General features: G+C 58.7%; 8 protein-coding genes and 1 pseudogene. 7 read left to right on the top strand and 2 right to left on the bottom strand.

Features of this window, described 5'->3' with window-relative positions:
• Nucleotides 1–3 precede the first annotated feature (3 nt).
• The 4 genes and pseudogenes from mtaB (at nucleotide 4) to ABC395_RS18270 (ending at nucleotide 6,684) form a co-directional block, all read left to right on the top strand.
• Nucleotides 4–1,365, top strand: coding sequence for a tRNA (N(6)-L-threonylcarbamoyladenosine(37)-C(2))-methylthiotransferase MtaB (gene mtaB / locus ABC395_RS18285; RefSeq protein WP_413005258.1), 1,362 nt, complete (start codon nucleotides 4–6; stop codon nucleotides 1,363–1,365).
• Between the two features lie 288 nt (nucleotides 1,366–1,653).
• Nucleotides 1,654–2,871: an LLM class flavin-dependent oxidoreductase gene (locus ABC395_RS18280; RefSeq protein WP_413005256.1), complete on the top strand. Its 1,218-nt coding sequence runs from the start codon at nucleotides 1,654–1,656 to the stop codon at nucleotides 2,869–2,871.
• Nucleotides 2,872–2,903: 32 nt separating this feature from the next.
• A pseudogene (locus ABC395_RS18275) lies at nucleotides 2,904–3,993 on the top strand (aliphatic sulfonate ABC transporter substrate-binding protein).
• A 237-nt stretch (nucleotides 3,994–4,230) separates the two neighbouring features.
• Complete coding sequence (locus tag ABC395_RS18270) at nucleotides 4,231–6,684, top strand: transglycosylase domain-containing protein (RefSeq protein WP_413005254.1); 2,454 nt, start codon at nucleotides 4,231–4,233, stop codon at nucleotides 6,682–6,684.
• Between the two features lie 320 nt (nucleotides 6,685–7,004).
• Here ABC395_RS18270 and ABC395_RS18265 read toward each other — a convergent pair whose 3' ends face one another.
• The gene (locus tag ABC395_RS18265; RefSeq protein WP_413005252.1) at nucleotides 7,005–7,982 is read right to left on the bottom strand and encodes a peptidoglycan-binding protein; all 978 of its coding nucleotides are present in this window, start codon (nucleotides 7,980–7,982) and stop codon (nucleotides 7,005–7,007) included.
• 273 nt (nucleotides 7,983–8,255) lie between these two features.
• Here ABC395_RS18265 and ABC395_RS18260 point away from each other — a divergent pair, with 273 nt between their 5' ends.
• Both ABC395_RS18260 and deoC read left to right on the top strand, forming a co-directional pair.
• Nucleotides 8,256–8,699, top strand: a complete 444-nt coding sequence (locus ABC395_RS18260) for an NUDIX hydrolase (RefSeq protein WP_413005250.1) — start codon at nucleotides 8,256–8,258, stop codon at nucleotides 8,697–8,699.
• Nucleotides 8,696–9,373, top strand: a complete 678-nt coding sequence (deoC, locus tag ABC395_RS18255; RefSeq protein WP_413005248.1) for a deoxyribose-phosphate aldolase — start codon at nucleotides 8,696–8,698, stop codon at nucleotides 9,371–9,373. The genes ABC395_RS18260 and deoC overlap by 4 nt, the downstream gene beginning before the upstream one ends.
• Here deoC and ABC395_RS18250 read toward each other — a convergent pair.
• A complete protein-coding gene (locus tag ABC395_RS18250; protein ID WP_413005246.1) occupies nucleotides 9,339–10,598 on the bottom strand; it encodes a Na/Pi cotransporter family protein in 1,260 nt (419 codons plus the stop codon). The genes deoC and ABC395_RS18250 overlap by 35 nt on opposite strands.
• Before the next feature lie 163 nt (nucleotides 10,599–10,761).
• On the opposite strand from ABC395_RS18250, the gene ABC395_RS18245 reads away from it, so the two are divergent.
• Nucleotides 10,762–12,126: a class I SAM-dependent rRNA methyltransferase gene (locus ABC395_RS18245; protein WP_413005244.1), complete on the top strand. Its 1,365-nt coding sequence runs from the start codon at nucleotides 10,762–10,764 to the stop codon at nucleotides 12,124–12,126.
• Nucleotides 12,127–12,220 lie beyond the last annotated feature (94 nt).

Genomic DNA, 12,220 nt, shown 5'->3' with positions numbered 1-12,220 from the left:
ATCATGTCAACTGTGGCATTTCACACCTTGGGGTGTAAAGTTAATTTTTACGACACGGAAGCGATCTGGCAGAAGTTCAAAGGCGAAGGGTACGAACAGGTCGATTTTGAACAGACGGCGGACGTTTACGTGATTAATACGTGTACCGTTACAAATACCGGCGACAAGAAAAGCCGCCAGATGATCCGCCGTGCCGTGCGGCGCAATCCCGAGGCCATCGTGGCCGTTACGGGCTGCTACGCGCAGACTTCCCCTGCGGAAATCATGGCGATTCCCGGCGTCGATCTCGTTATCGGGACGCAGGACCGGGACAAAATCATTTCCCTGGTGAAGCAGTTCCAGCAGGAGCGTCAGCCGATCAACGCCGTGCGCAACATTATGAAAACGCGCCAGTTCGAGGAACTGGACGTGCCGGATTTTGCCGACCGCACCCGCGCGTTTCTGAAAATTCAGGAAGGCTGCAACAATTTTTGCACTTTCTGCATCATTCCTTGGTCGCGCGGCCTTATGCGCAGCCGGGAACCGGAGAGCGTAGTCAAGCAGGCGCATATGCTCGTTGACGCGGGCTACAAAGAAATCGTACTGACGGGTATTCATACCGGCGGCTACGGCGAAGATATGGAAAATTACAGCCTGGCCCGCCTGTTGTGGGACCTGGACAAGGTGGACGGCCTGAACCGGATCCGGATCTCCTCGATCGAGGCGAGCCAGATTACGGACGAAGTCCTGGAAGTGCTGGGCACCTCCGATAAAATGTGCCGTCATCTGCACATTCCGCTCCAGGCCGGCAACGACCAGGTTCTGGCACGGATGCGCCGCAAATATACGACGGCCGAATACGGCCGTAAGATCGAGCTTATCCATAAAGCGCTGCCGGGCGCGGCCATCACGACGGACATTATCGTCGGTTTCCCGGGCGAGACGGACGAAATGTTCCGGGAAGGCTATGCTTTTATGGAACAGATGAAGTTTGCGGAAATGCACGTGTTCCCGTATTCCAAGCGGACCGGAACGCCTGCGGCGCGGATGCTGGACCAGATCGACGAAGAGATCAAGAACGCACGCGTTCACGAGCTGATCGACTTGTCGGAGAAAATGCAGTTGGAGTACGCCAAGCAGTATGTCGGCAAACAACTGGAAGTCATTCCGGAGCGCGCCTACAAAGATGCCGCCGAAGACAGCGGCCTGCTGATGGGTTACAGCGACAACTATATGCAGATGGTATTCGAAGCGCCGCAAGAAATGATCGGCCGCGTATGTACGGTGGAAGTGCAGGAAGCCGGCGTGAACGAATCCAAAGGCAAGCTGATCGGCGTGGCGGAAGAGCAATCCGCATCCGCGAACCGGATCAAAGCGATTGTCTGAGAAACGTAGGTAGCGGGTTGACAGACCCTGGGCACGGTGTTAAGATGGTGTACAATTCCATTGATTACCATCTACCGGACAGCCGGAGACATAAGCTAAAGCTTATTGTTTCCGGCTTTTTTGCGTAGCCGAGAGGAGGGAGCGGACGGGTCCCGGGTAAGGGCGACATTTTGCAGAGAAGGGGGTTTGAATATAAAAGAGCACCTTATTTGATTTAAATCCGACTAAATATATGTGAAAAGTATAGTATGGATGTGTGGAAGAACCAACAGAAAAGGAGCGTGGAGCATGGGAAACGCGGTTCGGGAAGTGGAATTCGGCTGGTTTATTCCAACCACCGGAGACGGCAAGTACATCGGAGTCGAGCCGGAAAGAGAATCATCCGCCGCCTATATGATTCAGGTGGCGCAAACGGCGGAGGAAGCGGGTTTCACGTTCGCTCTTATCCCCACGGGCGGGTCGTGCCTGGATGCCTGGATTGTGGGCTCTATCGTCGCGTCGCATACGAAGATGCTCAAGCCTTTGGTGGCGATGAGGCCGGGACTGATCGCGCCCGTGCTTGCCGCCAGAATGGCCGCGACGCTCGATGTCTTGTCCGGCGGCCGGGCGCTGATCAACGTCGTGACGGGCGGATCTCCGTCGGACTTGGCGGCAACGGGCGATCCGCTCGCGGGCGATCATGACGAGCGGTACGCACGCACACGCGAATTTCTGCATATCGTCCGCAGCGTGTGGACGCGGTCAAACGACGGGGGAGAGAAATTTCTGGCCGGCGGCGGGTACAAGTACGGCGGTTCGGAGAAGGTCGACTTCAACGGGAAGTACTACCGGCTCGAAGGCGGAGCGGGACTTCCTCTGCCCGTGCAAAAGCCCTATCCGCCCCTCTATTTCGGAGGAAGCTCCGAAGCGGGCAAACGGACGGCCGTCGAAACCTCCGACGTCTATCTGATGTGGGCGGAGCCTCTTGACTGGATACGGGAGCAGATCCGGCAAGTGGAGGAGATTCGGGCTGAGGTGAAGGCGTCCACCGGGAAGGAGCGGGAGCTTCGTTACGGGCTGCGCGCGCAGGTGGTCGTCCGGGAAACCGAGGAAGAAGCCTGGAAAGACGCGTGGGACATTATTTCCAAAGTGGACGACAGCGTGATCGAATGGTCGAGCCACCGTTTTAAGGAAACGGATGCGACGAATCAGCAGCGGCAAAACTCGCTGCGGGAAAGCTCAAGGGCGAACGGATATCTCATCGGCCCGAATTTGTGGGCGGGCATTTCCATCGTGCGCGGCGGCGGAGCCATGACGTTCGTCGGCAGCGCCGAGCAGGTGGCGGACCGTCTGCTGGAATTTACGGATATCGGGATCTCTTCGTTTATTCTTTCGGGATACCCGAATCTGGAAGAAGCCCGGACTACGGGGAATTTGCTGCTGCCGGTTTTCAAGCGAAAACTGGCGGAGCGCGGAGCCGCGGCGGACATCGCTTTTTCCGGTCGGAAGGAGAAGATTGAGGCGTAGGCTCCAGGCGTGCGTACGGAGGACCTAACCGGATGAAAGGGGAGAAAGGATGGAGAGCTGCAGGCAAAAGGCGCCCGGCGGCGGATGGCAGAGGCGTATACCGGTGGGCCGTACCTATTGCGTTTCTGATAATTCTACTGCTGCCGGGCTGCATAGGCAGGGGAGAAGGAGCTTTAACGGAAGGAGCGGCCCCGGCGGGGAAAAGCGGAAAGGACAAACTGACGGTCAGCATCGGAATCCAGCAGAGCCTGGGGCCGCTGCTCATCGCCCGGGAGAAGAAATGGTTCGAGGAAGCATTCGCCGAAGCGGGGGCGGAGGTCAAATGGCAGGAGTTTCAAAGCGGCCCTCCCCACTTCGAGTCCATTACGGCCGGGCGGCTCGATTTCGGGATCGTCGGGAACGGACCTGTCATCGCCGCCCAGGCGGGCAAGGTTAGTTTTAAAGAAATCGCCGTAAGCGGCGACGGCAAGAAGGGGAACGCGATTCTCGTTCCGAAAGGAAGTCCGCTTCAAACGGTGAAGGACCTGAAAGGCAAAAAGATTGCCGTAGCCAAAGGGAGCAGCGGCTGGATTTTTCTGTACAGAGCGATCGTACAAGCCGGTTTAAAGCCCGATGACGTCAAAATCGTCCAGCTTCAGCCGGATGAGGCGCGGCCCGCTTTTCAGACGGGGGCGGTGGACGCCTGGGCGGTCTGGGAACCGTTTATAACGAGCGAGATCGTGGCGGGAGGAGCGTCGGTGCTGGCGGACGGAAAGCAGTCTCGATCTTCTCGGGCCGGGTTTTATCGTGGCGCGCAGCGAGTTTGCACAGGAGCATCCGGATTTGACGGTGCTTTTCTTAAAAACGTACGAGAAAGCCAGACTTTGGCTGGCGGAGCACGAGGAAGAAGCGGTCGGTATTCTGGCCAAGGCCAAGAAGCTGGACCCCGAAATCGTCCGGAAAGTGCTGGACAACCTCGAACCGATGAACGCGGTCATCACCCCGGAATTTGTGGAGGCGCAGCAGTCTACGGCAGATTTTATGCTGTCCCAGGATGCGATCAAACAGAAGATCGACGTCACCCGGGTGGTGGATAATTCGTTTATCGAGCAGGCGCTGAAGCAGGCTGCGGCAGGCAAATAAGCGGCAGACGGAGCGCAGAAACATCAAATTTTTTAGGCTTTGCGGAGTTCCGGAGAGCGGAGGCACATTTTTTTATCGGATAGGAAAATAGAGAGAATTGAAGCTGCGGATCGGCTGCCTGCAGGGGCGGAGGTCCGTTTTTTCATGGGCAAAAACGCGCCGTGTGTTTGAAACTTGTTTTTCCGGTGGTAATAGGTAGCAGGCATGTTACATACACAGCTGGATGGAGGGGGACGCATGACCGACACCGAGCAGACGGATAAGCCCGGAAAAAAAGACCGAACGACACCGAAGAAGAAGAGAAAAGCACGTAAAATCGCCGGTTTTGTCGTTCTGGGAGCGTTAGTCGTTGTACTTGGTGCAGGAGCGTGGGCAGCGAAGACGGGAATCGAAATGTACCGGCAGACGGATCTTTCGAAGCTGGCGCAGGAGCCGCCGATGCCGCTGCGGGTTTACGATGTGAATAAGGAGCTGATCACGGAGCTGACCAATTCCAGAATGGAATATGTTCCGTATTCGGCGTTTCCGAAAGTGCTCACGGATGCGATTGTAGCGGTGGAAGACTCCCGGTTTTACGAGCATGACGGGATCGATTACAAAGGTTTGAGCCGCGCGTTATTTACAAATGTGAAAAACGGGGAGGTTGTGCAGGGCGGGAGTACGATTACCCAGCAGCTCGCCAAAGTGAAGCTGTTCAGCTCGGAGCAGACGCTTCAGCGCAAAATCAACGAAGCGGTCGCAGCGCTCAAGATCGAGAACAATTACGGCAAAGAGCAGATTCTGGAGCTGTACCTCAATTACATTTATTACGGGCGCGGTGCCTGGGGAATCGAGCGGGCTTCCCAGATTTATTTCGGCAAAAAGACGCCGGAGCTTACGCTTGCGGAAGCGGCGCTGCTTGCGGGGCTGCCCAAGTCGCCGAATGCGTATTCGCCGCTTAACAATCCCGATAAGGCGAAAGAACGCCGGGACCTCGTGCTCAGCATGATGGCGTCTCAGGGTAAAATCACGGCCGAGCAGCGCGACCTTGCCCAGAACGAACCCATTAAGCTGACGGAGAATACGTCTCTGTCGGCAAGCAACAAGTACCCCACTTACGTGGACTATGTCATTCAGGAAACGCTGGATAAAACGAAAATGTCGGAGCAGGACATTTTATCGTCGGGGCTGGAAATTTACACGAATCTGGACCCTAAAGTCCAGGATGCGGCGGAAGCCGTCTACCGGGACAAGAAAAATTTCCCCGGGGACAAAGGCGGGCTGCAGAGCTCCGTCGTCGTTCTGGATGCGAAAACCGGTGCGGTTAAAGGACTGGTCGGCTCCCGCAGCGAAACGAAGGAATTCCGCGCGTTTAATTACGCGACGCAGCTTCAACGCCAGCCGGGCTCGACGATCAAGCCGCTTGTCGTGTACACGCCGGCGCTGCTGGCCGGATTCAAGCCCCAGGATCTGATCAACGACACGGAAACGGAGTTCGCCGGGGGCTACAAGCCGAACAATTACGGTCACCGGTTCCATGGCTGGGTGACGATGGAGGAAGCGCTGGCCCAGTCGTACAACATCCCCGCCGTGGCAATGATGAAGGAAGTGGGCGTCGAGAAGGCGCTGGCCTTCGGGCGCAAAGCCGGGCTTCCGCTGGAAGACGATGACCGTGTTTACGGCCTTGCCCTGGGCGGCATGAAATACGGGACTTCTCCGCTTGTGATGGCGCAGGCGTACACGATGTATGCGAACGGCGGCAATCTGGCCCGCGCTTATGCGGTCACGCAGGTGAAAGACCGCAGCGGGAACGTCATTCTGGAGCAGAAAACGAACACGGAGCGCGTGATCGACGCCAATACGGCGTACACGATGTCGGAAATGCTCCAGAAGGTCATTACGGAAGGTTCGGGCCGCAACGCAAGGCTTAACCGCGATGTAGCGGGCAAGACGGGTACGACGCAGCTTCCCGATGTAGCCGAGTTCCGCACTTCATCCGGAGGCGTTATCGACGGCTCCAAGGATGCTTGGTTTGTCGGCTATACCCCGGAGCTGGTGACGGCCGTCTGGGTCGGTTACCCGGTAACGAACCGCGAGCATTACCTGACGACAGGCGGCGACAAGCTTCCGGCCGCCATCTTCCAGAAAATTATGAGTCAGGCGCTCAAGGGAATGCCGGTTACGGCTTTCAAAGCTCCCCGGGGCTACCGCCTTGCCGGAGGAAAAATCCAGCGGATCAACGGAGAAAACGGCAAAGCCTACGCCTCCGCCGATTCCAGAGAGCGCAAAAGCGGAAGCCGCACGCGAACGGCGGACTCCACGGCCGGGGAAGCTCCCGCGACTGCGACGCCTTCGCCTTCGCCGTCGCAAACGCCGGCGGAAGGGGCGGGCGCCTCTCCCGGAGGGAAAGAGACTCCGGCGGGCACCGGCAACCCGCCACCCAAGGACGCGACGGGAAGCGTGAAACCTCCCGTCGCTGGCACCGAGCCGCCGGAAGGCACGGAGAAGCCTCCCGCAGGGGCAACCCCGTCGCCTTCGCCGGGAGTTAAACCGCCTTCCGGCGAGGCGACGCCTTCGGCCTCCGCGAAGCCGACTCCGAAGCCTCAGGCGAAGAAGGAGGAGGGCGCTGCGGGGACCGGTGTGAGCGCTGCCCGCCCGAGCCCCGTTCCTTCGCCTTCTCCTGCCGGCGCAGGAACGGCTGTTGGTTACTGAACCGGCAGGGAGCCTGGTTGAGACGGGGAAATGTCCTAAAGGACGGAATCCGTTTGGCGTCCGAGGATGCCGGGAAAAAACGTTTTGCGATCAAGAAACCGCGTATATCGCGGTTTTTTTGTGCGCGGAAATGAGAGTTTCATGTGGAGGATTGAAATTTTGCTAAGGAAATCCGGTGAAATCCGAAGGCGGGCAAACCTGAATACCGGGGAACGTGAACGCGAAGCGGCGGTGTAAAACAAACCCCAAAAGCAAAACCCGCTCACGTTACAGTGAGCGGGTTCTTTTTATAGTCAGGTATGAAATATTTGAGTCCGGAATTACTGTCTTAATTTAGACCAAGTGGCGGAACCGACGATTCCGTCCGAAGTAAGCGAGTTAGCCGTTTGGAACTTCTTCACGGCTGTTTCCGTGCCGCTGCCGAAAATTCCGTCGGCCGTTACCGTGTAACCTTTTTTGGTCAGCAGACGCTGAAGAACTTTCACTTCATCGCCGGAGCTGCCCGAGCGGAGTACGGCCGTCGTGGTGGAGAGCGCGTCCAGCTTGGCATTGGTCGCTACGCCTACGATTCCGTCGGAAGTCAGGCCGTGTGCGGACTGGAACTGCTTCACAGCGGTGTCCGTTCCGCTGCCGAAGATGCCGTCCGTGGATACCGTGTAGCCGACTTTGTTAAGCTGCTGCTGCAGTTCCGTTACTTCCGGGCCCTGGTCTCCGATTCTCAGCACGCCGTCGTCCGGTGTGGTGGAACCGCCGGCAACGATATGGTGAACGCCGTCGGTCGTCGGAAGCGGGAAGCTGAGGCCGGCCTGCGCCGCCACGTCTCTCAGCTGGCTGTTGACGAACGTTCTGCCGTTCAGTGCATTGCCTGCCGAGTCTCTCACGGTGGCATCAAACGCGATGCCGCGGGTGTGCGGTGCGGTATTGCTGGGTCTCGCGACTTCCGTACCGAGTCCGTGCGCCGCTTTTTCCGCCGCTACGCAGGACGATTTGGAAGCATTCTGTACGATCTCATACAAATGCCGCTGATACTGGTACGGACGGTAAGCCGAGTTGAAGGTGATGGTCCAGTTTTTCTGCTTCAGCAGGCTGACGTACTTGTCCCGTTTTTGAATCAGGACGGGGTCTACATTATCCCAGATTACTTTCTCTCCGTTTTCCATTCTGATGGCGAGAGGGTCTGTCATATTCGACAAATACCCGCCGCACGTCTCGGTTGCGGATGCGGAGTTGGCTATCATCAGGGAAGAGAACATGAGGCCCGTACATGTGACTGCGATCATAGATTTTTTTCCTAACATAAGTTACCTCCTGAAAATGTAAATTTGGGTAAAGTACCCATCTATAATTAAACATAATTAAAAGTTTTTAAGCAATAAATTCCAGATTAAGATTTTATAAACATTTTTTTTGAAAGTTCCTTCCGTATTGGAAGCTTCTAAAATTTGATAGATTCGTAAAGCCGCTGCCGCCGCTCAAAAAAAAGAAGCCGCACACGTCCTGCACCGTTGCTTGTCTGCCTATATATTCGGTAGAATGTAACAATGACCCGGCACAGGCCGGAGGCCGAAAGGATGGTTCCGATGAAGGAAATTTCAGGAGGCGGCGTAGTGTTCCGCAAACAAGGGGAACGTACGGAGGTGCAGCTGATTCAGGACCGATTCGGGAAAATGACGCTGCCCAAAGGAAAGATGGAGCCCGGCGAAACGATCGAGGAGACGGCGCTGCGGGAAATCGCGGAAGAGACCGGCATTACGGGCCGAATCGTGGAACCGCTGGATGTGATCGCCTATCGTTATGAGCATCCCGATCACGGTACCGTGGAAAAGGAAGTGCACTATTATCTGGTGGAAGCCGTCGGCGGCGATCTGCAGGCTCAGATCGAAGAAATCAGCGGAGTGGAATGGATGAATCCGGAAACGGCCTGGAAGAAGCAGGCGGAATCGGGATACGATAATAATGACGGGGTTGTGCTTGCGGCACTGCAAAAACTCGGATACGAGGTGAGGCTTGTATGACGGAGGCTCTCAAACTGGCGTCTTATATCGATCATACGCTTTTGAAACCCGATGCGCAGAGCGGCGCTGTCCGCAAGCTGTGCGGGGAAGCGAAGGAGTTCGGCTTCTACAGCGTGTGCGTGAACAGCGGCTGGGTGCCGCTGTGCCGGGAGGAGCTTCAAGGCACTCCGGTGAAAATATGCGCGGTCGTCGGTTTTCCGCTCGGAGCGTCTCTGCCTGAGGTTAAAGCTTTCGAAGCGGCAAAGGCGGCAGAGCGGGGCGCCGAAGAAATCGATATGGTCCTGGCGGTCGGCAGCCTGCTGGAAGGAGACGCCGAAGCGGTAAGGGACGATATCCGGCAAGTGGTGGACGCCGTGAAAGGCCGGGCGATCGTCAAAGTGATTCTGGAAACGGGATTCCTGAGCGACGAGCAGATTGTGCTGGCCTGCCGTCTTGCGGAGGAGGCCGGAGCCGCTTTTGTCAAAACGTCAACCGGGTTCGGTCCCGGAGGCGCGACTGTAGAGCACGTGCGCCTGATGCGGCAATCCGTATCCTCCTCCGTACGCGTCAAGGCTTCCGGCGGGGTCCGCGATCTGGAAACGGCCCTCGGCATGATCGAAGCCGGAGCGCAGCGTCTGGGCACAAGCTCCGGCGTCGCCCTTATGTCCGGGGCTGCAGGTTCTTCTTCCTACTGATAGGAAGATAGCAGAACGGCAGCGCAATCAGCGAACTGGCCACGTTAAAAAGCGTCTGGGCCCGCGCGATTTGAGCCGACGGATCTGCGGTCATCCAGGACGAAACTTCATGGAGCAGGCCGATCAGCGGGAAGAAGAGCACCGTGCCGCCCACATTGAGCAAAATATGCGACCAGGCGACGAACACGCCTGCCCGCGTGCCCCCGATACTGGCGAGCCAGGCGGTTACGCACGTTCCGATGTTGGAACCGAGCGTGAGGGCGATGCCGAGCTCCGGCGATATGACGCCGCCGGCGGCAAAGCCCATCGCCATCGCGATAACCGCGCTGGAGCTGTGAATCAGGGCGGCAACGGCCGCGCCGGCAACGACGCCCCACAGCAGGCTGACTTGGGCCTGCCCGATAAACCAGGCGAACAGCCCCAGGTGCTGGAGCGCCGGACCGATGCTCTGCATGATCCGGATGCCGATCAGCACGAGGGCGAAGCCGGCCGCGGCCAGCGCCGCATAACGGACGGCGTGCAGCCAGCCGCGCGCGGCTGGCGGCTCCTGCGCAGGGTCTTGGGCGCCGGCCTGCACAGAAGCCGGGCGGACCACATCGTGCGCGGGGGAGGGCCCGGGCGCCTGCGTGCGCACCGCCGGGCGAGCGCGGTTCGGCGACGGGCGGGAACCGGCTGCGCGGCCGCCTGCGTGCGCTGAGCCGTCAGGCCGTCCCTCCGCGGGGCGGCCGCTTGGCTGAACCGGCGCCGAAGTACCGGCCCGGCCCGTTTTGTCAGCGCCGGAAGCGGAGCCGCCGGGCCTGTTCCCGCCGCCGGCCGCCGCGCCGGCCCGGCCCCGGGCGGGGCCGGGCAGCCAGCTGGCGAGCCACACGGCGCTCGACGCCAGAAGCAGCGGCAGCGCGGCGGCGCCGAGGTTCAGCCCGATCAGCTCGGTCGTCAGGCACGTGCCGATGTTCGTGCCGAGGATGATGCCGAGCGTTCTCGGGAAGGTCAGGACGCCGGCGTTGACCAGGCCGATCGAGATCACCGTAACGGCGCTGGAGCTTTGAAGCAGCGCCGTCAGCGCGGTTCCGGTGACAAGGCCGTGGGCCGGCGTCCGGGTGGCGGTTTCAAGAAACCGGTATATATGGGGCCCGGCCAGCTGGTTCAGGGCGAGCTCCATCATTTTCATCCCGAAGAAAAAAACAGACAGCCCTGCGAGTAAGGGAAGAGCCAGTGATAGCCACATAGGTCCTGCTCCTTTGATCGTTATTCCGCGGAAAACGGGTTGTCTTAGCAGTATATGAGCGGGCTGGCGGGGGCATGACAAGCTCTCACGCCCGCCCCGATCGATTTGATGTGCCTCCCGTCCGGGCAGGACGGGGGCTTTGGCAGGAGGAAGGAGCCTTACAATGGCAGCAATCGTCTTACAGAAAAAAAGAAAAAAACGGCTTGAACAGGGTCATCCCTGGATCTTCGCGAGCGAAATCGAACGCGTGGAAGGTGAGCCCGTTCCCGGACAGGTCGTGGAAGTGCGCTCCCACGCCGGACAGCCGCTCGCATCGGCTTACTACAATCCGAAGTCCCAGATTACCGGACGGGTGGTCAGCTATAAACCGCTCGAAGCCATGACGAAGGAATTTTTTGTCGAGCGTTTCGAACGCTGCGCCAGACACCGGTCGCGGTTTTTGCATGATTCGGATTCCTACCGTCTCGTATACGGGGAAGCGGATTTTCTGCCGGGGCTTACCGTCGATAAGTTTGCGGACGTGCTCGTCGTGCAAATTTTGACGCTCGGCATGGATGTGTGCCGGGAGGCGATCACGGCAGCTCTGGTCGATGTGTTCGCACCGCAGGGCATTTACGAGCGCAGCGACGTGCCGGTGAGAGAGCTGGAAGGTTTGACGCAGACCAAGGGCCCGCTTTACGGGGAGTGTCCGCGGTATGTGCGCATTCTGGAGAACGGCCTTCAAATCGAAGTCGATATCGAGCAGGGACAGAAGACGGGCTATTTCTTCGACCAGCGGGAAAACCGCGCGGCAACCGAGCCGCTTATGAAGGGTTGGGGAGCCGAAAGCGGCATCGGGGTCCGCGAGGTGGAACACGAGGGACGCCTGCAGCGGCTGCCGGTCAACGCGAACGGCAAGGTCGTCACGTTCCCGTACTGGGACGGCGCCACGGTGCTCGAATGCTTTTCGCATACGGGCAGTTTTACGCTGCATGCCTGCAAATACGGCGCAAAAAAGGTCACCTGCCTGGACATTTCCGAGCATGCGGTGGAGAGCGCTCGTACGAACGTCAAGCTGAACGGGTTTGAAGACCGGGTCGAATTCGTCGTGGCCGACGCTTTCGACTATCTGCGCAGACAGGTGAAGGGAGTCGAGGAACGGCGTCAGAGGGCGTCGGCGGGACAAGGCGCCAAGGTCGACACCTCCAAGCCGGTCGGAGAAGGCCGGACGTGGGACGTGGTCATTCTCGACCCGCCTGCGTTCGCGAAGACCCGCGGCGCCGTTGAGGGCGCCTGCCGCGGCTACAAGGACATCAACCTGCACGGGATGAAGCTGGTCAACGAAGGCGGCTACCTGGTGACGGCATCCTGCTCGTACCACATGGCGCCCGAGCTGTTCCTGGAGACTGTCCACGCGGCAGCCGTCGATGCCGGAAAGATACTCCGGCTGGTCGAATTCCGCGCCGCCGGCAAAGATCACCCGCGCCTGCTCGGAGTCGACGAAGGAAATTATTTAAAGTTCGCCATCTTTGAAGTACGGAGCCGCTGACCGCGGTCTCCGGCTTTTTTTATTCCGGGATGCGGCGTGGTACAATAAAAGAGAAAGCAGACAGATAAGCAGACAACATGAGACCCGGAGGGAT

This window comes from Paenibacillus canaveralius, from assembly GCF_047238265.1.
Classification (GTDB): Bacteria; Bacillota; Bacilli; order Paenibacillales; family NBRC-103111; genus Paenibacillus_F.
Note: the sequence above shows the minus strand (reverse complement) of the source record. Positions and strands in the feature narration are given on the sequence as shown.